23 protein-coding genes are annotated in these 24,187 nt (G+C 67.6%); 17 read left to right on the forward strand and 6 right to left on the reverse strand.

Annotated features, from left to right (window positions below; all coding sequences use genetic code 11):
- Positions 1 to 82: 82 nt before the first annotated feature.
- From FOZ74_RS07455 to FOZ74_RS07495, 9 genes are all read left to right on the forward strand, one after another.
- A complete protein-coding gene (locus FOZ74_RS07455) occupies positions 83 to 943 on the forward strand; it encodes an ABC transporter ATP-binding protein (RefSeq protein ID WP_146912467.1) in 861 nt (286 codons plus the stop codon).
- On the forward strand, positions 943 to 1,821 hold the full coding sequence (locus FOZ74_RS07460; protein WP_146912468.1) for a branched-chain amino acid ABC transporter permease: 879 nt from the start codon (positions 943 to 945) through the stop codon (positions 1,819 to 1,821). Before FOZ74_RS07455 ends, FOZ74_RS07460 begins: the two co-directional genes overlap by 1 nt.
- Complete coding sequence (locus FOZ74_RS07465) at positions 1,821 to 2,858, forward strand: branched-chain amino acid ABC transporter permease (protein ID WP_146912469.1); 1,038 nt, start codon at positions 1,821 to 1,823, stop codon at positions 2,856 to 2,858. The genes FOZ74_RS07460 and FOZ74_RS07465 overlap by 1 nt, the downstream gene beginning before the upstream one ends.
- Before the next feature lie 41 nt (positions 2,859 to 2,899).
- On the forward strand, positions 2,900 to 4,087 hold the full coding sequence (locus FOZ74_RS07470; protein WP_146912470.1) for an ABC transporter substrate-binding protein: 1,188 nt from the start codon (positions 2,900 to 2,902) through the stop codon (positions 4,085 to 4,087).
- A gap of 136 nt (positions 4,088 to 4,223) precedes the next feature.
- Positions 4,224 to 5,045: an ABC transporter ATP-binding protein gene (locus FOZ74_RS07475; RefSeq protein WP_146912471.1), complete on the forward strand. Its 822-nt coding sequence runs from the start codon at positions 4,224 to 4,226 to the stop codon at positions 5,043 to 5,045.
- Complete coding sequence (locus FOZ74_RS07480; protein ID WP_146912472.1) at positions 5,042 to 6,841, forward strand: AMP-dependent synthetase/ligase; 1,800 nt, start codon at positions 5,042 to 5,044, stop codon at positions 6,839 to 6,841. Before FOZ74_RS07475 ends, FOZ74_RS07480 begins: the two co-directional genes overlap by 4 nt.
- An 87-nt stretch (positions 6,842 to 6,928) precedes the next feature.
- Positions 6,929 to 7,705, forward strand: a complete 777-nt coding sequence (locus FOZ74_RS07485) for an enoyl-CoA hydratase/isomerase family protein (protein ID WP_146912473.1) — start codon at positions 6,929 to 6,931, stop codon at positions 7,703 to 7,705.
- A 23-nt stretch (positions 7,706 to 7,728) separates the two neighbouring features.
- The gene (locus FOZ74_RS07490) at positions 7,729 to 8,916 is read left to right on the forward strand and encodes an acetyl-CoA C-acyltransferase family protein (RefSeq protein ID WP_146912474.1); all 1,188 of its coding nucleotides are present in this window, start codon (positions 7,729 to 7,731) and stop codon (positions 8,914 to 8,916) included.
- Between the two features lie 13 nt (positions 8,917 to 8,929).
- Positions 8,930 to 9,355 (forward strand): DUF3293 domain-containing protein, encoded by a 426-nt coding sequence (locus FOZ74_RS07495; RefSeq protein ID WP_146912475.1) that lies wholly within the window; start codon positions 8,930 to 8,932, stop codon positions 9,353 to 9,355.
- Between the two features lie 245 nt (positions 9,356 to 9,600).
- Here FOZ74_RS07495 and FOZ74_RS07500 read toward each other — a convergent pair whose 3' ends face one another.
- Both FOZ74_RS07500 and FOZ74_RS07505 read right to left on the reverse strand, forming a co-directional pair.
- On the reverse strand, positions 9,601 to 10,854 hold the full coding sequence (locus FOZ74_RS07500) for a nucleoside recognition domain-containing protein (protein WP_146912476.1): 1,254 nt from the start codon (positions 10,852 to 10,854) through the stop codon (positions 9,601 to 9,603).
- Positions 10,855 to 10,871: 17 nt separating this feature from the next.
- Positions 10,872 to 11,765: a recombination-associated protein RdgC gene (locus FOZ74_RS07505; protein ID WP_146912477.1), complete on the reverse strand. Its 894-nt coding sequence runs from the start codon at positions 11,763 to 11,765 to the stop codon at positions 10,872 to 10,874.
- A gap of 196 nt (positions 11,766 to 11,961) precedes the next feature.
- Here FOZ74_RS07505 and FOZ74_RS07510 point away from each other — a divergent pair, with 196 nt between their 5' ends.
- Together FOZ74_RS07510 and FOZ74_RS07515 are read left to right on the forward strand one after the other, a co-directional pair.
- Entirely contained in the window at positions 11,962 to 12,492 is a 531-nt protein-coding gene (locus FOZ74_RS07510) for a Spy/CpxP family protein refolding chaperone (protein WP_146912478.1), read from the forward strand.
- Positions 12,493 to 12,593: 101 nt separating this feature from the next.
- Entirely contained in the window at positions 12,594 to 13,139 is a 546-nt protein-coding gene (locus tag FOZ74_RS07515) for an acyloxyacyl hydrolase (protein ID WP_146912479.1), read from the forward strand.
- A 12-nt stretch (positions 13,140 to 13,151) separates the two neighbouring features.
- Here FOZ74_RS07515 and FOZ74_RS07520 read toward each other — a convergent pair whose 3' ends face one another.
- From FOZ74_RS07520 to FOZ74_RS07530, 3 genes are read right to left on the reverse strand one after another with little or no spacing between them, the layout of a single operon-like run.
- Positions 13,152 to 13,649: a C40 family peptidase gene (locus tag FOZ74_RS07520; protein WP_146912480.1), complete on the reverse strand. Its 498-nt coding sequence runs from the start codon at positions 13,647 to 13,649 to the stop codon at positions 13,152 to 13,154.
- A gap of 28 nt (positions 13,650 to 13,677) precedes the next feature.
- Complete coding sequence (locus FOZ74_RS07525; protein WP_146912481.1) at positions 13,678 to 14,379, reverse strand: MOSC domain-containing protein; 702 nt, start codon at positions 14,377 to 14,379, stop codon at positions 13,678 to 13,680.
- Between the two features lie 6 nt (positions 14,380 to 14,385).
- Entirely contained in the window at positions 14,386 to 16,632 is a 2,247-nt protein-coding gene (locus FOZ74_RS07530; protein WP_255437819.1) for a heavy metal translocating P-type ATPase, read from the reverse strand.
- 138 nt (positions 16,633 to 16,770) lie between these two features.
- Here FOZ74_RS07530 and FOZ74_RS07535 point away from each other — a divergent pair, with 138 nt between their 5' ends.
- From FOZ74_RS07535 to cueR, 3 genes are all read left to right on the forward strand, one after another.
- Positions 16,771 to 18,792: a cation:proton antiporter gene (locus FOZ74_RS07535; protein ID WP_146912482.1), complete on the forward strand. Its 2,022-nt coding sequence runs from the start codon at positions 16,771 to 16,773 to the stop codon at positions 18,790 to 18,792.
- 106 nt (positions 18,793 to 18,898) lie between these two features.
- Positions 18,899 to 19,096 (forward strand): heavy-metal-associated domain-containing protein, encoded by a 198-nt coding sequence (locus FOZ74_RS07540; protein ID WP_146912483.1) that lies wholly within the window; start codon positions 18,899 to 18,901, stop codon positions 19,094 to 19,096.
- Positions 19,093 to 19,542: a Cu(I)-responsive transcriptional regulator gene (cueR, locus tag FOZ74_RS07545; protein WP_146912484.1), complete on the forward strand. Its 450-nt coding sequence runs from the start codon at positions 19,093 to 19,095 to the stop codon at positions 19,540 to 19,542. The genes FOZ74_RS07540 and cueR overlap by 4 nt, the downstream gene beginning before the upstream one ends.
- On the opposite strand, the gene FOZ74_RS07550 is transcribed toward cueR, so the two are convergent.
- The gene (locus tag FOZ74_RS07550) at positions 19,521 to 20,636 is read right to left on the reverse strand and encodes an alkene reductase (RefSeq protein ID WP_146912485.1); all 1,116 of its coding nucleotides are present in this window, start codon (positions 20,634 to 20,636) and stop codon (positions 19,521 to 19,523) included. The genes cueR and FOZ74_RS07550 overlap by 22 nt on opposite strands.
- An 89-nt stretch (positions 20,637 to 20,725) precedes the next feature.
- Here FOZ74_RS07550 and mnmG point away from each other — a divergent pair, with 89 nt between their 5' ends.
- From mnmG to FOZ74_RS07565, 3 genes are all read left to right on the forward strand, one after another.
- Complete coding sequence (mnmG, locus tag FOZ74_RS07555) at positions 20,726 to 22,684, forward strand: tRNA uridine-5-carboxymethylaminomethyl(34) synthesis enzyme MnmG (RefSeq protein WP_146912486.1); 1,959 nt, start codon at positions 20,726 to 20,728, stop codon at positions 22,682 to 22,684.
- Entirely contained in the window at positions 22,681 to 23,340 is a 660-nt protein-coding gene (rsmG, locus tag FOZ74_RS07560; protein WP_146912487.1) for a 16S rRNA (guanine(527)-N(7))-methyltransferase RsmG, read from the forward strand. The genes mnmG and rsmG overlap by 4 nt, the downstream gene beginning before the upstream one ends.
- A gap of 69 nt (positions 23,341 to 23,409) precedes the next feature.
- Positions 23,410 to 24,183, forward strand: coding sequence for a ParA family protein (locus tag FOZ74_RS07565; RefSeq protein WP_146912488.1), 774 nt, complete (start codon positions 23,410 to 23,412; stop codon positions 24,181 to 24,183).
- Positions 24,184 to 24,187: the final 4 nt, after the last annotated feature.

A 24,187-nucleotide genomic window follows, 5' to 3' on the forward strand; every position in this document is an offset into this window, starting at 1 on the left:
GGGCGGGACTTTGTCCAGAATTTACTTTCAAGTAACAAGTTTACGCCCGGGTAGATTTTTCCATACGCGAACAAACCCTGAGATGCAGACCCCACCACACCGGGAGGCCGCAAGCGCCTCCCCCCTGCTTGAAGCCCGTGGCGTGACGCTCGCCTTCGGTGGCGTGCGCGCGCTCTCGGACGTGGGCTTTGCGGTGCAGCCCGGCACCATCACCGCCGTCATCGGCCCCAATGGCGCGGGCAAGACCTCGCTGTTCAACACCATTTCGGGTTTTTACCGGCCGGCCCAGGGCAGCATCGTGTTCAAGGGCCAGGACATCACCCGCGTGCCGGCGCCGCGGCGGGCAAAGATGGGGCTGGGGCGCAGCTTTCAGAACATCGCCCTGTTTCGCGGCATGACGGTGCTGGACAATATCAAGCTCGGGCGCCATGCGCACCTGAAGACCAACGTGCTCGACGCCCTGCTCTACGTGGGCCGCGCACGGCGCGAAGAGGCGCTGCTGCGCCGCGAGGTGGAGGAGCGCATCATCGACTTCCTGGAGATCGACCACATCCGCCACGCGCCGGTCTCGGCCCTGTCCTACGGTCTGCAAAAGCGCGTGGAGATGGCGCGGGCGCTGGCCATGCAGCCGGAAATATTGATGCTGGACGAGCCCGTGGCCGGCATGAACCGCGAGGAAACCGAGGACATGGCGCGCTTCATCCTGGACGTGCGCGCCGAATGGGGCGTGACGGTGCTGATGGTGGAGCACGACATGGGCATGGTGATGGACTTGTCCGACCACGTGGTGGTGCTGAACTTCGGCCAGGTGATCGCCAGCGGCACGCCGGCCCAGGTGCAGGCCAACCCGGAGGTGGCGCGCGCCTACCTCGGCTCGGGCGACGTGCAGAGCCTGCGCGCCAAGCTGCGCGCCGCGGCCACCGGCCGGGCGGAGGCCGCCTGATGGACTGGGGCTATCTGTTCGAGGTCTCGCTGACCGGCGTCATGGGCGGCGGCCTGTATGCGCTGGCGGGGCTGGCCTTCGTCATGGTCTACAAGGCCACGCGGGTGGTGAACCTGGCCATTGGGGAGATGCTGATGGCCGGCGGCTACCTGTTCTTCACCTTCGCCGCGATGTGGGCGCTGCCGCTGTGGCTGGCCATTCCCGCCGCGGTGCTGGCCAGCGGCGTGCTCGGCGCGGTGATCGAGCAATGCATGATCCGCCCGCTGCTGGGCGAGCCGCCGATCTCCGCCTTCATGGTGACCATCGGCCTGGGCTCGGTGTTGGTCGGCCTGGTGGAGATGATCTGGTCGGCCGACCAGCGCCGGCTGCCCGACTTCATGCCCACGCAGGCGATCACGATAGGTGAGGCCTTCCTCGCGCCCAAGGTGTTCTGGGGCGCGGTGATTGCGGCAGTCTTCATCGCGGCGGTGCTGCTGGTGTTTCGCTACTGGCGCGGCGGCGTGGCACTGCGCGCCACGGCCAGCGACCAGGCCGCGGCCTATGCGGTGGGCATCAACGTGCCGCGGGTGTTTTCGCTCTCATGGGTGGTCTCGGCCATGCTGGCGGCGGTGTCGGGCATCATCGTCGGCTCGATCGGCGGCATCTCCAGCAGCATGGGCGTGTTCGGCCTCACCGTGCTGGTGGTGGTCATCGTCGGCGGGCTGGACAGCGTACTGGGCGCGCTGGTCGCCGGCCTGCTCGTGGGTCTGGTGGAGGGCCTGGCGGGCGGCTACCTGGGCGGCGAATACAAGCTGCTGGCCACCTTCATCGTGCTGGTGTTCATCCTCATGGTGCGGCCCTACGGGCTGTTTGGCACGCACGAAATCGAGAGACTCTGATGCGCATCGGAACCCTCAAGGAAAGCTATGTCGCCGACGCGGCGCTGTTCGATTCGCGCACGCAGCATGTCTGGCTGGCGATCGGTGCGGCGGCGCTGTGCCTGTTTCCCTTCCTCGCCAACGACTACTGGCTGTACCTGGCCTGCCTGGTGGCGATCAACGTCGCCAGCAGCGCGGGGCTGAACATCCTCACCGGCTACACCGGCCTGGTGAGCCTGGGGCAGGCGGCCTTCATGGGGCTGGGCGCCTACACGGTGGCCATCCTGCAGCTGCGCTGGGGCACGCCGCTGGCCTTGAACCTGCTGGCCGCGGGCGTGGTGGCCATGCTGGGCGGCATCGTCGTGGGCGTGCCCTCGCTGCGCGTCAAGGGACTGTATCTGGCCATCGTGACGATCGCGGCCACCTTCATCGCGCATTTCCTGTTCGCCAACTTCGACTTCACCGGCGGCACCACGGGGCTGTCGATGCGTCCGGCGCGCGTCTTCGGCACGGACCTGGACACTTCGTTTCGGCTGTACTGGCTGATCGTGCCCGTGACGGTGCTGATGCTTTTCGGCGCCGCCAACCTGTTTCGCACGCGCATCGGGCGCGCCTTCATCGCCATCCGCGACCGCGACATCTCGGCCGAGGTGCTGGGCATCGCGCTGCTCAGGTACAAGCTGCTGTCGTTCGGCCTGTCGTCGTTCTACGCCGGCGTGGCGGGTGGGCTGTTCGCCTACTTCTTCCGGGTCATCACGCCCGAGAGCTTTCCGCTGTCGATGTCGATCTTTTTTCTGGCGGCGATCATCGTCGGCGGCATGGGCTCGACCCTGGGCAGCATTCTGGGCGCGGCCTTCATGACCATGGTGCCCGAGCTGCTCAAGCTGATCTTCGATCTGTTGCCGGGCGGCGCCGACCTGACGGTTTTTCTGGCGCCGGTGCGCCTGGTGATCTTCGGCCTGCTGATCATCGTCTTTCTGGTCTTCGAGCCGCTGGGGCTCGCAGAAATGTGGCGGCGCACGCGCCGCTTTTTCCACCTGTGGCCCTTCCGCAATTGAACCCGGCCACGCGCAACGACCCATCCGAGAAGGAGACAGCCATGGAGCACAAGCAGATATCCACCCGCCGCCGCAGCCTGATGCTGGGCGCCGCCGCCAGCGGCGTCGCGGCACTGACGCAGCCGCTGTCGGTGCTGGCGCAGGGGGCGGATGAAATCGTCATCGGCGGCTCCATCCCCATGACCGGCGTGTTCGCCTTTGCCGGCGTGGGCATCAACGACGGCATCCAGGATTACGTGAAGATCATCAACGACGCGGGCGGCATCAAGGGCCGCAAGGTCAAGTACGTGCCCGAGGACACGGCCTACAAGGTGGACGTGTCGGTGGCCGCGTTCAAGAAGATCACCAGCCAGAACAAGGTGAACGTCTACTACGGCGACTCCACCGGCTTTGCCAAGACCATCAACCCCGAGCTGGAGAGGAACGGCAACATCCTGATGGCCGGCGCGTCGTTTGCCAGCGAGCTCAACGACCCGAAGAAATACCCGCACCAGTTCCTCGTCGGCCCCGACTACACCGAGATGTTCGGCATCCTGCTCAAGCACATCGCCAAGGAAAAGCCGGGCGCCAAGGTGGCCTTCGTCTATTCCGACTCCGAGTTCGGGCGCGACCCGATCGAAAAGAGCGAGGCCGCGGCCAAGCAGCTCGGCCTGTCGGTGGCTATCAAGATCATGACGGCGGCGGGCAGCGTGGACGTTTCGGGCGAGGTCATCAAGCTGCGCCGCGCCAAGCCGGACTACACCATCTTTCACGGCTACATCCTCGCGCCCATCCCCGAGTTCATCACCCAGGGCAAGCAGCAGGGCATGACGACGAAGTGGATGGGCACCTTCTGGACCATGGACAGCTCCACCGTGATGAAGATGGGCCCGGACGGCGACGGCTTCATGGGCGTGATGCCCTACCGCTACTACTACGACACGGAGCCCGCGCCCATGCTGGAGAAGATCCGCGCCATGCGCCCCGAGTACCAGAGCACCGCCTACACCCAGGGCATGCTGGCGGCCATGCTGTTCCTCGAATCCGTGAAGCGCTGCCTGGATGCGGGCAAGCCGCTCACGGGCGACGCCATGAAGGCGGCGCTCAACTCCATCAAGGACTACGACACCGGCGGCCTGATCGGCGTGCCGATCAGCATCCCGGGCAACTCGATTCCCGTGGGCCGGGTCTACCAGGCGGACATGAAGGCGCAGAAGATGGTGGCCGTCTCCGACTGGATCAAGCTCTGAACCTTCTTGCTCCCTCCCCCTTTGGGGGAGGGCCGGGGTGGGGGCCAGCAGCGCTGAAAGGCAGCCCCGGCAGCGCAAGACCCCCATCCCCGCCTTCCCCCCGAGGGGGAAGGGGCAAAACCCCTGAAGCCATGCCATGAGTACAAGCCCCGCCGACCTCGTCCTCGAAGTCAACAACATCGAGGTGGTCTACAACAAGGTGGTGCAGGCCCTGCGCGGCCTGTCGCTGGCGGTGCCGCGCGGCGAGATCGTGGCGCTCTTGGGCAGCAACGGCGCGGGCAAGAGCACCACGCTCAAGGCGATTTCCAACCTGCTGCCGCTGGAAGACGGGCTGCTCGCCTCGGGCAGCATCCGCTTTCAGGGGCAGGACACCGCGCGCCTTGCGCCCCAGCAGCTGGTGCGCCACGGCGTGTCGCACGTGATGGAGGGGCGCCACGTCTTCGAAGACCTGACGGTGGAAGAGAACCTCGTGGCCTCCACCTACGCACTGACCGGTCGGGCCAACGCCGGAAAACCTGACTTCGATCTGGTGTACGAATACTTTCCACGCCTGCATGAGCGGCGCACTGGCCTGGCCGGCTACCTTTCGGGCGGCGAGCAGCAGATGCTGGCGATCGGCCGCGCCCTGATCGCCCAGCCCACGCTGATGCTGCTGGACGAGCCCTCGCTGGGCATCTCGCCCAAGCTCACCGAGGACATCTTCACCATCATCGCGCGCATCAACGCCGAGCGCGGCACGAGCATGCTGCTGGTGGAGCAGAACGCCACCGTGGCGCTGGCGGTGGCGCACCGCGGCTACATCATGGAAGGCGGCAAGATCGTGATCGACGGCCCTGCCGAGCGCCTGGCCAGCGACGCCGACGTGCGCGAGTTCTACCTCGGCATGGGCGGCGGCGGCGAGGCCAAGAGCTTCAAGCACCTGAAACACTACAAGCGCAGGAAGCGCTGGCTGTCATGAATCTCCCCGAACTCACCCTGCCGCAGATGCTGCGCGAGCGCGCCCGCCGCGACGCCACTCGCGTGGCGATCCGGCAAAAGGACTTCGGTATCTGGAAACCCTGCAGCTGGCAGCGCTACCACGAGCGCGCCTGCCACTTCGCCCAGGGCCTGGCGGCACTGGGTCTGGCCAGCGGCGGGCATCTGGGCGTGATCTCGGAGAACCGCATCGAATGGGTGCTGGCGCAGATGGGCGCGGGGCTGCTGGGCGCGATCACCGTCGGCGTCTACCCGACCAGCCCCTCGCCCGAGGTGGCCTACGTCATCGGCCACGCCGACGTGGACATGGTGGTCTGCGAAGACCAGGAGCAGACCGACAAGGTGCTGGATGCACTGGCCGAGCTGCCGCATCTCAAGAAGATCATCGTCGTCGAGACCAAGGGCCTGCGCAGCTTCACGCCCGAGCAGCGCGCCTTGATCGCCACCTTCGACGAGGTCGAGCAGCTCGGGCGCGAAAGCGCCAACGCCGCGCTGATCGACGAGGCGCTGGCGCGCCAGACGATGGACGACATCGGGCTGATGATCTACACCTCGGGCTCGACCGGCAAACCCAAGGGCGCGATGATCTCCTGGCGCAACATCCGCGGCGTGGTGCCGGGCATCGTGGAGCGCATGCGCCTGACCCCGGACGCCTCGCACCTGTCCTACCTGCCGCTGTGCCACGTGGCCGAGCAGATGCTGACCACCTTCACGCCGATCTACCTCGGCTCGACCGTGAACTTCGGCGAATCGATCCGCACCGTGCAGGAAGACCTGCGCGAGGTGGCGCCCAGCATGTTCCTGGGCGTGCCGCGCATCTGGGAAAAGCTGCACGCGGCGATCAACATCAAGATGCAGGAAACCGGCGCGCTGCGCCAGCGGCTGTTCCAGCACGCCCTGACGGCCTGCGGGCCGCTGGCGGACAAGCCGCGCAAGGCCTGGAGCCTGGGCGAAAAGCTGCGCTTCGGCCTGTACTACTGGCTGATCCTGCGCGCGCTGCAGAACTTCATCGGCCTGCGCCAGACCAGCGTGGCCCTGACCGGCGCCGCGCCCATCGCGCCCGACGTGGTGCGCTTCTTTCGCACCCTGGGCGTGCCGCTGATCGAGGTCTATGGCCTGACCGAATCCACCGGCATGGTCACCGGCCACCGCATCGACGACGTGGCGATAGGCACCGTCGGCCCGGTCACCGAAGGGGTCCAGTACCGCATTGCCGACAACGGCGAATTCCAGATCAGGGGCGACATGGTGTTTGCCGGCTACTACAAGAACCCCGAGGCGACGGCGCAGTCCATCGTCCATGGGTGGCTGCACACCGGCGACGTGGTGCGCGAGGAGGGCGGCCAGATCCGTATCGTCGATCGCCTCAAGGACATCATGATCACCGCCGGCGGCAAGAACATCACGCCGTCCGAGATCGAAAACACCATGAAGGCCAGCCCTTTCATCAAGGAGTGCATCATCGTGGCCGACGCGCGCAAGTTCGTCGCGGCGCTGGTGATGATCGACTTCGAGACCGTGGGCAAATGGGCCGAGGCGCGGCGCATCGCCTTCACGCACTTCCGCTCGCTGGTGCAAACGCCCGAGGTGCAGCAACTGGTGGACGAGGAGATCGCCCACGGCAATGCCAAGCTTGCGCAGGTGGCGCAGATCCGCAAGTTCCACCTGCTGACCAAAGAGCTGGACCATGACGACGGCGAGGTGACCGCCACCATGAAGGTGCGCCGCGCCAGCATCTACAAGACCTATGCCGAGGAGATCGAGGCGCTGTACCGCTGAGAACCCCGCAACATGAAAATTTGAACGAAATCCGGCCCAAACGCTTGCCATGCAAGCGTTGACAGCTATTCTTTCAGGATGATGAAGATGGAAAACACCTTGCTGACCGAGCGCGACGGAGCCATCGTCACCCTCACCTTCAACCGCCCCGACGCGCTCAATGCACTGAACGTGGAGATGGCCCAGGCCTTGCTCGCCGCCCTGCGCGGCATCGCCGCCGACAAGACCGTGCGCGCCCTCGTTCTCAAGGGCGCGGGCCGCGCTTTCATCGCCGGGGGCGACCTGGCCGTGCTGCGCGCCAACCCGACCGAAGGCGTGCGCTCGCTGCTCACTCCCCTGAACGAGGCCATCACGCTGATGCACGCGATGGACGCGCCGGTCATCGCCCAGGTGCACGGTGCCAGCGCCGGGGGCGGCATGTCGCTGATGCTGATGTGCGACTTCATCCTCGCGGCCGAAGGCACCAAATTCAACCTGGCCTACATCAATCTCGGCACCAATTGCGACCTGGGCGGCTCCTGGGCGCTGCCGCGCCTGGTGGGCCTGCGCCATGCGCTGGAGATCGCCCTGCTGGGCGACAACCTCGGCGCCGAGGAAGCCCTGCGCCTGGGCCTGATCAACCGCGTGCTGCCCGCGGACGAACTGCCCGCCGCCACGCGGGCGCTGGCCGAACGTCTGGCCAGCGGCCCCACCCTGGCCTACGGCCGCATGAAGCGCCTGATGCGCGAGAGTCTGGAGCGCGACCTGGCAAGCCAACTGCAGGCCGAGGCACTATCCTTTGAAGCCTGTACCCACACCGACGACCTGCGCGAAGGGCTCAACGCCTTCTTCGAGCGGCGCAAACCGGTGTTTCGCGGCCAATGATTTCTGATGAATGGAGTTTCCCCATGTCCCAACGTGAAGTTTTCGTCGTCGGTACCGCACGCACTGCGGTCGGCAGCTTTGGCGGTTCGCTGAAAGACGTGCCCAACACCACGCTTGCCACCACCGTGGTCAAGGCAGCCATGGAGCGCGCCGGGGTCGACCCCAAGGCCGTGGGCCACGTGGTCATCGGCAACGTGATCCCCACCGACGTGCGCGACGCCTATCTTTCGCGCGTGGCCGCCATCGACGCCGGCTGCCCCATAGAAACCCCGGCCTTCAACGTCAACCGCCTGTGCGGCTCGGGCCTGCAGGCCATCGTCTCGGCGGCCCAGGCCATCCAGTTGGGTGACTGCGACGTGGCAGTGGGCGGCGGCTCCGAATCCATGAGCCGCGGCCCCTTCTTCGACACCGCCGCGCGCTGGGGCGCACGCATGGGCGACGCCAAGCTGATCGACTACATGATCGGCATCCTGCACGACCCCTGGCAAAAACTGCACATGGGCGTGACCGCCGAAAACGTCGCCGAGCGTTACAAGATCAGCCGCGAGATGCAGGACCAGCTCGCCGCCGAAAGCCACCGCCGCGCCGCCGCCGCAATTGCCGCAGGCCGCTTCAAGGAGCAGATCGTCCCCATCGAGATCAAGACGCGCAAGGGCACCGTTGTCTTCGACACCGACGAGCACGTGCGCGCCAGCACCACGGCGGAGGCGCTGGCGGGCATGAAGCCGGTGTTCAAGAAGGAAGGCGGCACCGTCACCGCCGGCAACGCCTCGGGCATCAACGACGGCGCGGGTGCCGTGGTGCTGGTGGCAGGCGAGCGCGTGCAGGCGCTGAACCTCAAGCCGCTGGCCCGCCTGGTCGGCTACGCCCACGCCGGCGTGGACCCCAACTACATGGGCATAGGCCCGGTGCCGGCCACGCAAAAGGTGCTGCAGCGCACGGGCCTGAAGCTGGCCGACCTGGACGTGATCGAAGCCAACGAAGCCTTTGCCGCCCAGGCCTGCGCCGTCACGCAAGAACTCGGCATGGATCCGGCCAAGGTCAACCCCAACGGCTCGGGTATCTCGCTCGGCCACCCAGTGGGTGCCACCGGCGCCATCATCACCACCAAGGCGATTGCCGAGCTGCACCGCACCGGCGGACGCTACGCGCTGGTGACCATGTGCATAGGCGGCGGCCAGGGCATCGCCGCCATCTTCGAGCGGGTGTAAACCCAGCGCGGCCATGACCGCGATCTCCCCCGAACTGCGCACCGCCTACCTGGAGACCGAATACCGGGTGGGCGGCGACGCGCCCTTCGTGCTGCGCATAGGCCAGGCCAGCGCGCAATTGCGCGCGCTGCACCTGCGCCGCCGCGTGCGCTGCAGCAGTTTCATTACCGCTGCCAACCCTGGCAGCCAGCTGCAGGATGCCGCCACCAATGCCGAGCGGCAGCAGGCCCTGGGAACGCAATTGCGCCGCATGGGCTACGCACCGCTGCCGGGCATGGGTCAACACCCGAGCAACGGCTGGCCCGCGGAAGCCAGCTGGCTGGTGCCCGGCCTCGGGCTGGGCTGCGTACGACAACTGGCCGGGCAATGGGGGCAAACTGCGCTGATTTTCAGCGCAGAAGACGCCACACCCCGGCTGGTTTTCACGGCCTGTGGATAAGTCCTGAATCGGAAGGGGACAAGCTGCCACTTGTCCACAGGACTGGGCCCAAGGTCCAACTTGTCCCCAAAACCGCTACACCGTCCAGCCCGCCGCAAGGCCCTCTTGTCCTTGCGCCAAACCTTTGAATTTCCAGCGCTTTCCGCACTTGTCCCGGGCTTTTGGCCTCCCCTACTACTACGACTAGTTTGAATGAATACCTTCAAGAGAAAACGGCGCCCGCCGCACGCGCCTTGCCTGCCGCTTCAGCGCAGCATTGCATACCCCACGAAAATTGCCGCCACCAGCCCGACCAGGTCCGCAAACAGCGCGCAGGCTAGCGCATGGCGCGTGTGCTTGACGCCCACGCTGCCAAAGTACACCGCCAGCACGTAGAAGGTGGTCTCGGTCGATCCCTGGATGATGCTGGCCAGGCGCCCGACGAAGGAATCGACGCCATGGGTCTGCAGCACGTCGATCATCAGCCCGCGCGCTCCGGCGCCCGAGAGCACCTTCATCAGCCCTACCGGCAGGGCGGGCAGAAAGTCGGTGGGTAAGCCGAGCCCGCCGATCGCGTAAGCCAGTACCGCAAGGATGGCGTCCATGCCGCCGGCTGCGCGAAACACGCCGATGGCCACCAGAATGGCGACGAGGTAGGGCACGATCTGAATCGCCACATCGAAGCCCTGGCGCGCGCCGTCGATGAAGGCGTCATACACGTTGATGCGCCGCCACACGCCCGCGATCAGGAAGAGCGCGACGATGGCCAGGATCACCGCCGCCCCGATGGTGCCGGCGATGCGCGCGGCCTGCTCGGCCGGCAGGCGCGCGAGCAGCGCCACGCTGCCCAGCAGCAGGCCCGCCACGGCCAGCACCGGCAGCAGCAGGCGCGCGCGCCACAGGGGCAGGCGCTGGGCGCTGGCCACGGCCAGCACGCCGGCCAGCAGGGCTATGAAGGTGACGATGAGCGTGGGCAGAAAGATGTCGGCGGCGTTGAAGCCGCTGGTGATGCCCTGCTGCAGCGCCACGCTCTGGCGGATGGCGATGACCGAGGTGGGAATCAGCGTGAGCCCGGCGGTGTTCATCACCACGAACATGATCTGGGCGTTGCTCGCCGTGCCTTCGGCCTCGCGGTTGAGCGTCTGCAGCTCCTTCATCGCGGTCAATCCCAGGGGCGTGGCGGCGTTGTCCAGGCCCAGCAGGTTGGCCGAGATGTTCAGCGTCATCGCGCCCTGCGCCGGGTGGCCGGCCGGCACTTCGGGGAACAGGCGGCGCAGCAGGGGCTGGGCCAGGCGCGCCAGCAGCTCCACCATGCCGGCCTTCTCGCCCACGCGCATCAGGCCCAGCCACAAGGCCATGATGCCGGCCAGGGCGAGCGAGATCTCGAAGCCCGAGCGCGCGCCGTCGAACATGGCGGTCAGCAGGCTCTGGAAGATGTCCGCCTCGCCCAGCCACCAGCGCACGCAGGCGCTGGCAAAGGCCAGCAGAAAGAAGCCGACCCAGACGAAGTTGAGCGCCATGGGTGGGCTGTGCCGGTTCAGGCGGCGGGCTGCTCGCCGCCCAGGGCTTCGATCAGCGCGGGCAGCATCTGGCTGAGTTCGCCGGTAAACAGCGCGAGGTTGGCGTCGAAGTCGTCTTCGCTGCGCTGGTTTTCCTGGGTTTCGGTTTCCAGCAGCGCCAGGCGGCGCAGTTGCAGGCCCTCGGTCAGCACGAAGCTGACCCGCCCCTGCCAGCTCATGGCCAGGCGCGTGGGCAGCTTGCCGGCGCGGATGTGTTCGGGCACTTCGGCGATGTCCAGCGGGTGGCGGGCGTAGCGCACCACCGCCTTGTCGGCCGCGCCGGACTTGAGCTCGCACTCGTTGTCGATGCTGAAGCCGGCCGGCGCTTCCTGTTCGGTCAGCCAGGCGCTCATCGCCGCCTGGGGGCTGGTGCGCGTGTCGAGCAGCGTGAGGGAAAGGCCGCTGAGCGCCTTCACCAGCGCCGTGGTCACCGCGTCGGCGCGCGTCTGGTTGCTGGTATCTAGGGCCAGCAAGCGCGCCCGGGGATCGATCCATACACGCAGGCTGCGCCGCTGCGTGAAGGCCTGGGGCAACAGGTCCAGGCGGGCCTCGTCTTTCAAATCGCGCTTTTCCTTGCGGCCCGGGACGCGGCCGCTGTCGCGGGTGATGGCCTCTATCTTCTCCTGCACGCGCTGGGCCACCACGCCGGCGGGCAGCATGCGGCTTTCGGTCTGCCAGCACAGCAGCCATTGCCCGGCGACGCTTTCAGCCAGCAGGCCATGCTCCTGCCCGCGCGGCGCCACCCAGCCGGCGGATTGCTCCTGGGTGGCGCTGCAGGGCACGAAGGGCAGGGCGGCAAGCGCGGACTGCAGCGCTGCAAGGTCGGGGGTCCAGGTGGGATGGACGCGATAGACGATGAGATTCTTGAACAAGGGACTACTCTTGTGATAGCTGCCAGCGCTTGTCAGCAAAGGGATAGAGCTGGTTTTTATTGATGAAACGGGGTGCGGGGATGGCGGCCGGTTGCCGGTTTTCGCAACTTTACACAGCTGCAGCACGCGCACACGGTGGGCTTACACGCGCGCCGCACACTGGCTGCCATCAACAACCGCATGCAAAGGATGCACCATGAAGAAACTCACCACCCCCGTCTGGACCGCGCTGGCCGCGGCGGCCCTGGCCTTGGGCGCTGCCGGCGTGCAAGCCGCCGACCAGGTGCCCGCGCAGGCGCAGGCGCAGGCCCAGGTGCAAGGCGCCACCCCCGCGGCCGCCGAGCGCCATGCCAAGCAGCGCGCACGCTGGCAGCAAAAACGCGAGCAGCGCGCGCAAAAGCTCAAGGAAAAGCTGCAGTTGACCGATGCGCAGCTGCCCGCCTGGGAGCGCTTTCAGCAGGCCCTGCAGCCTTCCGGGCATGCGAGGGCGCAGCGCGGCGAGCTCAAGGGTTTGAGCACCCCCGAGCGCATTGACCGCATGCGTGCGCAGCGTCAGGAGCGCATGGCGCGCATGGACCAGCGCGATGAAGCGGTCAAGGCCTTCTACGCCCAGCTCAATGCCGAGCAGCAAAAGGTGTTCGACGCCCAGGGCATGCGTGGCGCGCGCAAGGGCCATGGCGACCGCCACCACGGGCAGCACCAGCGCGGCGCGTCCTCGGCTTCGTAAGGCGCGTTCTCGCGCCGGGCCGGCAGGCGCGGGGAGCGTCCTGCCGGCCAGCGGCATTGGCCGTAGACTAGCGGCCCCGACAGTCTCGCCGCACGCTCCCCATGCCCCTGTTTCGCTTTCTCCCTGCAGCCCTTCTGGGGCTGCTTGCGACGGGCGCCATGGCCCAGCCGGCCGCCGCGCGGAACATGCTCTACCTGCAGGGCAGCGCCTCCGCCGGGGGCACCCACATCCTGACGCTGGGCACCACCCTGCCCTGGCACACCTCCGGCTGGCAGCTGGGCAGCGGCGCGCTCAGCGGCCACTGGGACGCCTACGCCAGCTACTGGAACTACCGGGGCGTGCAGCGCAGCGGTCTGTGGCTGCTGGGCCTCACGCCGGTGCTGCGCTGGACGCCGGACGGCGGACGGTCCGCCTGGTTCGTGCAGGCGGGCATCGGCGTGACGCTCATGGACCACCTCTACGAGAAGCCGGGCAAGTCCTTCAGCACGGCCTTCAATTTCGCTTCCCACCTCGGGGTGGGCCTGCGTCTGGGTGAGCACCGGCAGCAGGAGCTGATGCTCAGCGTGCAGCACATCTCCAATGCGCGCATCAAGCGGCCCAACCCCGGCATCAACCTGGTGCAACTGCGCTATGCGGTGCACTGGTAGGCGCGGACGTCCTCAGGGGCGGCGGTAGCTCGTGAGCTGGCGCGACCAGTAAGGGCCGTCGAGCCGGTCCAGCCGCACGGTGCCGCCGGTCGATGGCGCATGCACGAAGCGCCCCTGCCCGACGTAGATGCCCGCATGCGTCGGCCGCCCGCCGCCGAACAGTACCAGGTCGCCACTGCGCAGACCGGCGCGGCCCAGCGGCGCGCCATAGCCGCTGAGCCCGGCCACGGTGCGCGGCGGGCGCATGCCGGTGGCGCTCTTGCCATAGACGTAGCCGATCAGGCCACTGCAGTCGAAGCCGCCCTCGGGCGTGTTGCCGCCGTAGCGGTAGGGTGTGCCCACCAGGCCGAGCGCATGGATGGCGATGTCGCTCGCCTCTTCATCCGTGATGCGGCTGGGCGGTGGCGGGCTCAGCGTGTCCCATTCGGCCCCGGGCGGCGCCAGGCTCGGTGCGCCGCAGGCGGCGAGCAGGCCGGCGAAGGAGCACGTCAGGAAACTGCGGCGAAGCATGGGCGCGAGGGTAGCAGCAGACGGCGCTTCAGCCCAGGGTGCGGCGGTCCCAGTCTTCCACGCTCTGGCGCTCCAGGCGGTGGCGCACCAGCTTCTGCCAGGACGGCGGCAGCGGCAGGCGGGCCAGCTCGCGCAGCTGGGCGAAGTCCAGCACCTGCACGTAGAGCAGCCCGATGATGCGCGACAGCGGCCAGTCGGGATGCGGGCGCTCGAGCAGGGTCAGCGCGTCGCCGGCTTGGACCTGGCCGGGTTCGAGCACGCGGTAGTACCAGCCGGTGCGTCCGCTCTGTTGCACGCGCAGCGCCATGTCGGGGCGGCCGAAGCGGGTGTTGAGCTTCCAGCAGGGCTGGCGGCTTTGCGAGACCTGCAGCACGCAGCTGCCGACGCGCAGCCGGTCGCCCAGGCAAATGCCGGCTTCGGTGACGCCGGTGCCGGAGAAATTTTCGCCAAAGGCGGGCGGCGCCTGCAGCACCGCCAGCGGCCCGAGCTCGCGACGCCAGACGTCGTAGTGCTCCAGCGCGTAGTGGTGCACCGCCTTGTCCGGGCCGCCGTGCACGCGCCGGTCGCCCTGTTCGTCGCCCGCAAGCCCTTCGCTGCCGATCTGCACCGGGCCGTCCACCGCGTGCTTGGCGATGCCGCTCAGGCCGCCATCTCGGCCGTCCAGGCGCGAGTAGGGCCGCGCGGGTCCGCGCAGGACGGTGTGAAGGGTGCCGAGGACGCGGGCTTGCATGGGACTTCAGTAGGGAGCGCCGGGGGCCTGATTCTCGCCCTGCGGGCGCCAGCGGCGCAGCAGCAGGGCATTGGCCATGACGCTGACCGAGCTCAGCGCCATGGCGGCGCCGGCCACGACGGGGCTCAGATAGCCCAGCGCCGCCAGCGGTATGCCGGCCACGTTGTAGATGAAGGCCCAGAACAGGTTCTGGCGGATCTTGAGTACCGTGCGGTGCGAGATGTCCAGCGCTGCGGCCACCAAGGCCGGGTCGCCGCGCATCAGCGTGATGCCGGCCGCATGCATGGCCACATCGGTGCCGTTGCCCATGGCCATGCCCACGTCGGCCGCGGCCAGCGCCGGGGCGTCGTTCACGCCGTCGCCCACCATGGCCACGACCTGGCCACCCGCCTGCAGCCTGCGGATGGCGGCGGCCTTGTCGCCGGGCAGCACTTCGGCCAATACCTCGCCTTCTTCGGGCCGCAGTCCCAGGCGGCGCGCCATCGCCTCGGCCGCGCCGCGGTTGTCGCCCGAGATCATCACGCTGCGCAGGCCGCGCGCGCGCAGCGTGGCCAGCGCCTGGCGCGCGCCGGGCTTGGCTTCGTCGCCGAAGGCGAGCAGGGCGCGCGCCTGCAGGCCGTTGGCGCCGCGCTCGGCCATGACGGACAGCGTCGCGCCCTGGGCCTGCAGCGCCTGCGCGCGCTCGTCCAGGCTGCCGAGCGCGAGCCCGAGTTCCTGCATCCAGCGCAGGCTGCCGATCAGATAGCCGTGGCCCTGCACCCGTCCCTCGGTGCCGCGGCCGGGCACGGCGCGCACTGCCTCGGGCGCAGCCACTTGCAGGCCGCGTTCACGCGCCGCCCGCACCACCGCGCGCGCCAGCGGGTGTTCGCTGCCGCTTTGCAGGCTGGCGAGCGCCGCCAGCAGCGCGTTCTCGTCCTCGCCCTCGGCGGCCACGAAGGCGCTCACGCGCGGTTTGCCTTCGGTGAGCGTGCCGGTCTTGTCGAAGGCCACGGTGGCGACCCGGTGGGCGAGCTCCAGCGCCAGCGCGTCCTTGATCAGGATGCCGTGTCGCGCCGCCACGCCGGTGCCGGCCATGACGGCCGCGGGCGTGGCCAGGCCCAGCGCGCAGGGGCAGGCGATGACCAGCACCGCGACCGCATGGATCAGCGAGGTCTCCAGACCCGCGCCGGCCCAGAGCCAGGCGAGCAGGGTGAGCAGCCCGATCAGCAGCACCACCGGCACGAAGACCGCCGAGACCTTGTCCACCAGACGCTGGATCGGCGCCTTGGCGGCCTGAGCGTCTTCCACCAGACGGATGATGCGCGCCAGCACGGTTTCGCTGCCGGTGGCGCTGACCTCGAGCACCAGCCGGCCTTCGCCGTTGATTGCGCCGCCAGTGACGCTGCTGCCCCTGGCGCGCGGCACCGGCAGCGGCTCGCCGGTGAGCATGGATTCGTCCACCTGCGATTCGCCTTCGCGCACCAGTGCGTCGGTGGGGATGCGCTCGCCCGGGCGCACCACGAGCTGGTCGCCCACCATGATTTCGGCGATCGGCACCTGCACCTCGCCGTCCGGCGTGAGCAGGGTCACGGTGTCCGGGCGCAGCGCGTGCAGGGCGCGTATGGCTGTGGTGGTCTGGCGCCTGGCGCGCGCCTCCAGCCACTTGCCCAGCAGCACCAGGCTGATGACCACGGCCGAGGCTTCGAAGTACAGGTGCGGCGCATGGCCCTCGGGTGCACTCCACCACAGCCAGAGCGAGAGGCCGTAGCCGGCGCTCGTGCCCAGAGCCACCAGCAGGTCCATGTTGCCGCTGAGCGCCCTGGCCGCATGCCAGCCGGCGCGGTAGAAGCGCGCGCCCAGAATGAACTGCACCGGGGTGGCCAGCACGAACTGCAGCCAGGCGGGCAGTGTCCAGGAGCGGCCGAACAGGTCGCCAAACATGGGCAGCACCAGCGGGGCCGACAACAGCAAGCCGGCGGCCACCGGGAAAAATCCGGTCCACGGGCCTTGCCGCGCCGCCTCGCTTTGCTGCTCCTGCAGGCTGCGCGGCTCGTAGCCGGCGCTGCGCACCGCGCGGCGCGCACGCAGCTCCATGTCCGGCTCGGCACCGTCGTAGCTCAGGTGCAGTGATTCGGTGGCCAGATTCACGCTGGCGTCCTGCACGCCGGGCAGCTTGCGCACCGCCCGCTCCACGCGGGCGACGCAGCTGGCGCAGGTCATGCCGCCCACACCCAGGTCCAGGGTGGCGGTGGTGCTTGCGGTGGCGACGTTCATCGCTTCTCCTTGCGGTACGGTTGCCGGGCGGCCAGACTAAACCTTGACACCTTGGCAGAGTCAAGTACCTTGACGGCGGCCCCCGTGCCACAATCGCGCGCTTGTCTCCCGTTGGTCTTTCAAGGCCGCCTTTTCCCCATGGAACCCATCATCGCGAAGCTGGCTGAGCAGTTTCAGTTGCCGCTGCAAAGCCCGGTCCTGATCTTTTCGCTGATCCTGTTCATCATCCTGGCCTCGCCCATCCTGCTGGAGAAGGTGCGCACTCCGGACATCATCGGCCTGATCCTGGCGGGCATATTGATCGGACCGCATGGCTTCAACATCCTGGAAAAGAGCCTGTTCGTCGACGTGTTCTCGACCATAGGGCTGCTCTACATCATGTTCCTCGCGGGGCTGGAGCTGAACCTGATCGAGTTCAAGGCCAATGCCAACCGCAGCATCGTCTTTGGGGTGGCCACCTTCACCATTCCATTCGCGGTGGGCTTTCCGGTCTGCCACTACCTGCTGGGCATGGACGTCTGGGGCAGCCTGCTGGTTTCGAGCATCTTCGCGACGCACACGCTGGTGACCTACCCGATCGCGAGCAAATACGGCGTGACCAAGGACCCGGCAGTGGCCATCACCGTGGGCGGCACCATCCTGACCGACACCGGGGTGCTGGTGGTGCTGGCGGTGATTCTGGGCGCGCGTGGCGATGGCCTGACGTCCGAGTTCTGGATGCGGCTGGTCGTCTCGCTCATCGTCTTCGTCGCCTTCATGGCGCTGGTGGTGCCCTGGCTGGCCAAGCGCTTCTTTGAAAAGCAGGCGCACCAGAAGCATTCGCACTACATCTTCGTGCTGGCCATCGTCTTCCTGTCGGCTTTCCTGTCGGAGGTGGCGAGCCTGGAGCCCATCATCGGGGCGTTTGCCGCGGGCCTGGCGCTCAATCGCCAGATACCGAACTCCTCGGCGCTGATGAACCGCATCGAGTACATCGGCAATTCGCTCTTCATCCCCTTCTTCCTGATCAGCGTAGGCATGATCGTGGACATCCGCGTGGTGTTCGACGGCTTCACCGTGCTCTTGATGGCGCTGGCGCTGACCATCACCGCCTTTGCGGGCAAATACCTGGCGGCGGACCTGACGGCGCGCATCTTCCGCTTGAAGGGCCCGCAGCGCGACCTGATCTTCGGCCTGAGCTCGGCGCACGCCGCGGCCACGCTGGCGGTGGTGATCGTCGGCTACCGCGCGGGCATCGTGGACGACCACGTGATCAACGCCATCATCGTGATCATTCTGGCTTCCTGCGTGATCGCCTCGGTGGTGACCGAGAAGGCGGCGCGCAAGCTCGAAAGCAAGCCCGAGGATGTGCAGGAGCTCGCGCGCAACGGCAACCAGAACGACGAGCAGATCCTGATTCCGCTGTCCGAGACCACCGAGTTCGAGAACCTGGTGCGCCTGGCGGTGCTGATCCGCGACAAGAAGGCGAGCACCCCGCTGACCGTGGTGACGGTGGTGCCCAATACCGACGAGGCTGAAGAAAACGTCGCGCGCGCCAAGCAGGCGCTGGAGGAGGTGCGCGCCGAAGCGAGCGGCGCCGACGTGGAGGTCAACGTCGTGGCCACCATCGACCACAACCCCGGCACCGGCATAGGGCGCACCGCGCGCGAGATCGGTGCCGACCTGATCGTGATGAACTGGCCGCAGAAGAATGGCTTCCTCGCCGGCTTCATCGGCAACAAGTTCGGCAGCGTGCTCTACCAGACACGCAAGATGCTCTGGGTCTGCAACCTCGATACGCCACTGAGCAAGTACACCGGCATCTTCGTCATCCTGCCGCCGCAGGCAGAGGCGTCGGAGCACTTCGAGCTGTACTGGCGCAAGATCGCGCGGCTCGCGGTCGAGCATTCGGCCACGGTGCACCTCAATTGCGGCAGCGCCACCGCGCAGGCGGTCAAGGACTTCCTCAAGAAAAGCAAGCTCGCGGTGCCGCTGGAGCACAGCGATTTCAGCGACTGGGACGATTTCCTCATCGTCTTTCGCAAGATGTCGGACACCGAGCTGCTCATCATGGTCTCGGCGCGCGAGGGCGAGGAGGGCCACACGCCGTACATGGACCAGCTGCCGTTGAAGCTGGAGAAGCACTTTCCGGCGGTCAACAAGATACTGGTCTATCCCTGAAAGCCGCGGTCGGGCTTGCAGACGCGCTTGACCTTGACACAATGTCAGGGCGAATCATGGTGTCCTGCTGCCCCCGGGGCGCGGTTTTTCAGGAGGATCGGAAACCATGCAATACCAGTTTGACGTCAAAGGCATGACCTGCGGCCATTGCGAGCGCGCCATCGTGCACGCGGTGCGCCAGGTCGACACCGAGGCCCTGGTGAAGGTGGATCTGCCCAGCGGCCGCGTGGATGTGCAAAGCGACAAGTCGCGCGAGGCCATCGCCGCCGCCATCCGCGAGGAGGGCTACGAGGTGGCGCAGTGAGGGCGCGCGCCGCCGCGCACTGGCCGGTGGCCATAGGCGTGGCGGCGGCGCGTTCGGGTGTGTCGGCGCGCATGGTGCGCCACTATGAATCGCTCGGGCTGCTGCCGCAGGTGGCGCGCACCGACAGCGGCTACCGCCAGTACACCGAAGCCGACGTGCACACCCTGCGCTTCATCCGCCGCGCGCGCGAGCTGGGTTTTTCCATGCAGGAGATTGCCGCGTTGCTCGGGCTTTGGCAGGACCGCGGCCGGGCCAGCAGCCAGGTCAAGGAGATCGCCCAGCGGCACGCGCAGGAGCTGCAGCGGCGCATCGCCGCGCTGCAGGACATGCGCCGCAGCCTGCAGGCACTGGTCGATTGCTGCCATGGCGACGAGCGTCCCGAATGTCCCATCCTGGACGAACTGGCCGCGCCCGGCGCTGCCGCTCAGGAGGGCAGCGCCGGGTAGTCGGTGTAGCCGCGCGCATCGCCCCCGTAGAAGGTGTTCTTGTCCCAGGGGTTGAGTGCTGCGCCATGGCGCAGCCGCCGCACCAGATCGGGGTTGGCGATGGCGTCGCGCCCGAAGGCGACGATGTCGGCCCGGCCGCTGGCGACGGCCTCCATGGCCATCGCGCGCGTGTAGCCGTTGTTCACCATCCAGGCGCCGCGTCCGCCCGCATCGCGGTAGGCGGCCTTGAAGGCAGCATAGTCGAAGGGCCGATCGGCCAGCTCGCGCGCACCCCCGGTGGCGCCCTCGATCACGTGGATGTAGGCCAGGCCCAGTGGTGCGAGCGCTTGCGCGAGCTGCTCGAAGAGCGGCTGCGGCTGGCTGTCGCGGATGTCGTTGGACGGGGTCACCGGCGACAGCCGGATGCCCACCCGCCCGCCGCCAACGGCAGCCGCCACCGCCTGCACCACCTCGAGCATGAAGCGCATGCGCGCGGCCGTGCCGCCGCCGTAGTCGTCGCGGCGCTGGTTGGCGCCGTCCTTGAGAAACTGGTCGAGCAGATAGCCGTTGGCTCCGTGCAACTCTACCCCGTCAAAGCCTGCCTGCTGCACCGCGGCGCGTGCGGCGTGGGCGAAGTCCTGCACCAGCGCGGGCAACTCGCCGGTAGCGAGTGCCCGGGGCGGCGAAGTGGGGGCGAAGTGCCCTTCGCCACTGTCGCCGTCGAGGATGTAGGTGCGCGCCTGCGCGGTAATGGCCGATGGCGCCACGGGCGCCGCGCCGCCCGGCTGCAGGCTGGTGTGCGACACGCGGCCAACATGCCAGAGCTGGGTGACGATGCAGCCGCCGCGCTCATGCACCGCACGCGTGACCTGCTGCCAGCCGGCAAGCTGTTCGGGCGTATACAGACCGGGCACATGCGCATAGCCTTGGCCTTGGGCACTGATGGCGGTGCCTTCGGTGATCAACAGACCCATGTCGGCGCGCTGGGCGTAGTACTGGGCATTCAATGCCACCGGCACGCCGCCGGGCGAGCGGTTGCGCGTGCAGGGCGCCATGGCGATGCGGTTGGCAAGGCTGAACTTGCCCGTTTCCAAGGGGTCAAAAAGCGTGGTCATTCGATTGATGGAGAGTATGTTTCACGTGAAACACGGCAAAGCCGGTGCAGTGGGACAATACAGCCTCTGGTTTTTTGGTGTGCATGGGCATGTGGTATCCCGAGGAATTTGATGTCATTGTGGTGGGCGGCGGCCATGCCGGCACCGAGGCGGCGCTGGCCAGCGCGCGCATGGGCTGCAGGACGCTGCTGCTGACGCACAACATCGAGACCCTGGGCCAGATGAGCTGCAACCCGAGCATAGGCGGCATAGGCAAGGGCCACCTGGTCAAGGAGGTCGATGCGCTCGGCGGCGCGATGGCGCTGGCCACCGACGAAGCGGGCATCCAGTTTCGCATCCTCAACAGCAGCAAGGGTCCTGCCGTGCGCGCCACGCGTGCTCAGGCGGACCGGGCGCTGTACCGCGCGGCCGTTCGCTCGCGGCTGGAGAACCAGCCTGGCCTGTGGCTGTTCCAGCAGGCCGTGGTCGATCTGTTGCTGGAAGGGGAGCGCGTGGCGGGGGCAGTGACCGAGGTAGGGGTGCGCTTTCGCGCCCGCGCCGTGGTGCTTACCGCGGGCACCTTCCTGAACGGCAAGATCCACGTGGGCCTGAGCCACTACCAGGGCGGGCGTGCCGGCGACCCGCCGGCCCTCGGCCTGGCGCAGCGCCTCAAGGAGCTGCAACTGCCCCAGGGGCGGCTCAAGACCGGCACGCCGCCGCGCCTGGACGGGCGCAGCATCGACTTCTCGCGCTGCAGTTTGCAGCCGGGCGACGGCATGCCCGGCGGCGTGAACGAGGGCGTGCTGCCGGTGTTCAGCTATCTGGGCAGCGCCGAGATGCACCCGCGGCAAATGCCCTGCTGGATCACCAACACCAACGCCCGCACCCACGAAATCATCCGCAGCGGGCTGGAGCGCAGCCCCATGTTCACCGGCGTGATCGAGGGCACCGGCCCGCGCTACTGCCCGAGCGTGGAGGACAAGATCCACCGCTTTGCCGACAAGCAGAGCCACCAGATTTTTCTCGAGCCCGAGGGCCTGGACACCCACGAGTTCTACCCCAACGGCATATCGACGAGCCTGCCGTTCGACATCCAGTACCAGCTGGTGCGCAGCATCGAAGGCCTGGAGCAGGCGCACATCCTGCGCCCCGGCTACGCCATCGAGTACGACTATTTCGACCCGCGCGCACTCAAGCCCAGCTTCGAGACCCGCGCCATCGCCGGCCTGTTCTTCGCCGGCCAGATCAACGGAACCACCGGCTATGAGGAAGCGGCGGCCCAAGGCTTGTTTGCCGGGCTCAACGCCGCGCTGCAGTGCAGGGGTGAGGCACCCTGGCTGCCGCGGCGCGACGAAGCCTACCTGGGCGTGCTGGTCGACGACCTCATCACCCGGGGAGTGACCGAGCCCTATCGCATGTTCACCAGCCGGGCAGAGTTCCGCCTGCAGCTGCGCGAGGACAATGCCGACATGCGCTTGACCGAAATTGGCCGGCGCCTGGGCCTGGTGGGCGACGTGCGCTGGGACGCGTTTTGCCGCAAGCGCGACGCGGTGGCGCGCGAGACCGAAAGGCTCAAGTCCACTTGGGTCAACCCCTCCATCGTCGCCGCCGAAGAGAGCGAGCGCGTGCTGGGCAAGGCGCTGGAGCATGAATACAGCCTTTTCGATCTGTTGCGTCGTCCCGGCGTCGACCATGAAGCGCTGATGGGTCTTTCGGACGGGCGTTTTGCCAGCCCCGATGTTTCACGTGAAACCTTGGGCACGCTGCATGATGCGGTGATCGAGCAGGTAGAGATTGCCGCCAAGTATTCGGGTTACATCGACCGCCAGAAGGAGGAGGTGCAGCGCGCCGTGCAGCATGAAAACCTGCCGCTGCCCGACGACCTGGACTACAGCCAGGTGCCAGCCCTGTCCTTCGAGGTGCGCCAGGTGTTGCAAAGACATCGCCCGCACACTCTGGGCCAGGCGTCGCGCATCTCGGGTGTGACCCCGGCGGCGGTATCGCTGCTGCTGGTTCACCTCAAGAAGGGACATTTCCGCAAGATGGCTGAGCCGCTCGCGCGCGCATGACCGTGTCTTTGCATGAGGTGCTGCTCGACGGGCTGTGCGCGCTGAATCTGGACCTGCAGCCGAGGCAGCAGAAACAGTTGCTGGCTTACCTGGCGCTGCTGCAGCAATGGAATCGCGTCTACAACCTGACGGCGGTGCGCAATCCCGCCGAGATGCTCAGCCACCACCTGCTGGACAGCCTGGCCGCCGTCGCGCCACTGCGCGCCCATCTGCAGGGCAGGGAGGTGGCGGCCGGGCTTCGGCTGCTCGACGTGGGCTCCGGAGGCGGGCTGCCCGGCGTGGTCTTCGCCGTCTGCCTGCCCGAACTCGATGTCTCCTGCATCGATGCGGTGGCCAAGAAGGCGGCCTTCATCCGCCAGGCCGCGGGCGCGCTGAAACTGCCCAATCTGCATGCGCTGCATGGCCGGGTGGAGGCGCTGGACGGGCGCTTCGAGGTGGTCTGCAGCCGCGCCTTTGCGTCGCTGGCCGACTTTGCGGCTTTGTCGCGCCATCTGCTGGCGCCTGGCGAGGGGGTGTGGCTGGCGATGAAGGGCAAGCATCCGCAGGACGAGATCGACGCTCTGCCCGCGCAGGTCCGCGTGTTCCACGTGGAACCTCTGCAGGTGCCGCAACTGCAGGCGCAGCGTTGCCTCGTATGGATGCGGCCGGCGCCTTAGCGCATACACTCGGTTGCTTCGCGCCGGCGCGGCGCAGCCCTTGGTTCAGAGATTTCCACAGACAGCAGCATGGCCAGAATTTTCTGCATCGCCAACCAGAAGGGTGGCGTTGGCAAGACCACGACCACGGTCAATCTGGCTGCGGGTCTTGCCCGGATAGGGCAGCGGGTACTGATGGTGGACCTGGACCCGCAGGGCAATGCGACCATGGGCTCGGGGGTGGACAAGCGCGCGCTCGAAAAGACCGTGTACGACGTGTTGCTCGGCGAGGCCGAGGTGGCTCAGGCGCGCGTGGATTCCGAGGCCTGCGGCTACCAGGTGCTGGGCGCCAACCGCGAACTGGCGGGTGCCGAGGTGGAACTGGTCGACTTGCCGGAGCGTGAGCGCCGGCTCAAGCAAGCGCTGGCCGCCGTGCAGCAGGACTACGACTTCATCCTCATCGATTGTCCGCCCGCGCTCAGCCTGCTCACGCTCAATGGCCTGTGCTGCGCGCACGGCGTGATCGTGCCCATGCAGTGCGAATACTTTGCGCTCGAAGGCTTGAGCGATCTGGTCAACACCATCCGGCAGGTGCATGCCAACCTCAACCCCGAGCTGCAGATCATCGGCCTGCTGCGCGTGATGTTCGACCCGCGCATCACGCTACAGCAGCAGGTCAGTGAGCAGCTCAAGGGCCATTTTGGCGACAAGGTGTTCGACACCGTGATACCGCGCAACGTCCGTCTGGCCGAGGCACCGAGCTATGGTTTGCCGGGCGTGGTGTTCGATGCGGGTGCGCGGGGCAGCCAGGCCTTCCTGGCCTTCGCGCAAGAGATGGTGCAACGCGTGCAGCGCATGCAATGAGGGA

Source organism: Comamonas flocculans (genome assembly GCF_007954405.1).
GTDB classification, from domain to species: domain Bacteria; phylum Pseudomonadota; class Gammaproteobacteria; order Burkholderiales; family Burkholderiaceae_C; genus Comamonas_C; species Comamonas_C flocculans.

Excerpts from the sequence above, each read along its gene's own strand:
- FOZ74_RS07455 (WP_146912467.1), top strand. The coding sequence starts at position 83 with ATGCAGACCCCACCACACCGGGAGGCCGCAAGCGCCTCCCCCCTGCTT.
- FOZ74_RS07460 (WP_146912468.1), top strand. The coding sequence starts at position 943 with ATGGACTGGGGCTATCTGTTCGAGGTCTCGCTGACCGGCGTCATGGGC.
- FOZ74_RS07465 (WP_146912469.1), top strand. The coding sequence starts at position 1,821 with ATGCGCATCGGAACCCTCAAGGAAAGCTATGTCGCCGACGCGGCGCTG.
- FOZ74_RS07470 (WP_146912470.1), top strand. The coding sequence starts at position 2,900 with ATGGAGCACAAGCAGATATCCACCCGCCGCCGCAGCCTGATGCTGGGC.
- FOZ74_RS07475 (WP_146912471.1), top strand. The coding sequence starts at position 4,224 with ATGAGTACAAGCCCCGCCGACCTCGTCCTCGAAGTCAACAACATCGAG.
- FOZ74_RS07480 (WP_146912472.1), top strand. The coding sequence starts at position 5,042 with ATGAATCTCCCCGAACTCACCCTGCCGCAGATGCTGCGCGAGCGCGCC.
- FOZ74_RS07485 (WP_146912473.1), top strand. The coding sequence starts at position 6,929 with ATGGAAAACACCTTGCTGACCGAGCGCGACGGAGCCATCGTCACCCTC.
- FOZ74_RS07490 (WP_146912474.1), top strand. The coding sequence starts at position 7,729 with ATGTCCCAACGTGAAGTTTTCGTCGTCGGTACCGCACGCACTGCGGTC.
- FOZ74_RS07495 (WP_146912475.1), top strand. The coding sequence starts at position 8,930 with ATGACCGCGATCTCCCCCGAACTGCGCACCGCCTACCTGGAGACCGAA.
- FOZ74_RS07500 (WP_146912476.1), bottom strand. The coding sequence starts at position 10,854 with ATGGCGCTCAACTTCGTCTGGGTCGGCTTCTTTCTGCTGGCCTTTGCC.
- FOZ74_RS07510 (WP_146912478.1), top strand. The coding sequence starts at position 11,962 with ATGAAGAAACTCACCACCCCCGTCTGGACCGCGCTGGCCGCGGCGGCC.
- FOZ74_RS07515 (WP_146912479.1), top strand. The coding sequence starts at position 12,594 with ATGCCCCTGTTTCGCTTTCTCCCTGCAGCCCTTCTGGGGCTGCTTGCG.
- FOZ74_RS07520 (WP_146912480.1), bottom strand. The coding sequence starts at position 13,649 with ATGCTTCGCCGCAGTTTCCTGACGTGCTCCTTCGCCGGCCTGCTCGCC.
- FOZ74_RS07525 (WP_146912481.1), bottom strand. The coding sequence starts at position 14,379 with ATGCAAGCCCGCGTCCTCGGCACCCTTCACACCGTCCTGCGCGGACCC.
- FOZ74_RS07530 (WP_255437819.1), bottom strand. The coding sequence starts at position 16,632 with ATGAACGTCGCCACCGCAAGCACCACCGCCACCCTGGACCTGGGTGTG.
- FOZ74_RS07535 (WP_146912482.1), top strand. The coding sequence starts at position 16,771 with ATGGAACCCATCATCGCGAAGCTGGCTGAGCAGTTTCAGTTGCCGCTG.
- FOZ74_RS07540 (WP_146912483.1), top strand. The coding sequence starts at position 18,899 with ATGCAATACCAGTTTGACGTCAAAGGCATGACCTGCGGCCATTGCGAG.
- FOZ74_RS07550 (WP_146912485.1), bottom strand. The coding sequence starts at position 20,636 with ATGACCACGCTTTTTGACCCCTTGGAAACGGGCAAGTTCAGCCTTGCC.
- mnmG (WP_146912486.1), top strand. The coding sequence starts at position 20,726 with ATGTGGTATCCCGAGGAATTTGATGTCATTGTGGTGGGCGGCGGCCAT.
- rsmG (WP_146912487.1), top strand. The coding sequence starts at position 22,681 with ATGACCGTGTCTTTGCATGAGGTGCTGCTCGACGGGCTGTGCGCGCTG.
- FOZ74_RS07565 (WP_146912488.1), top strand. The coding sequence starts at position 23,410 with ATGGCCAGAATTTTCTGCATCGCCAACCAGAAGGGTGGCGTTGGCAAG.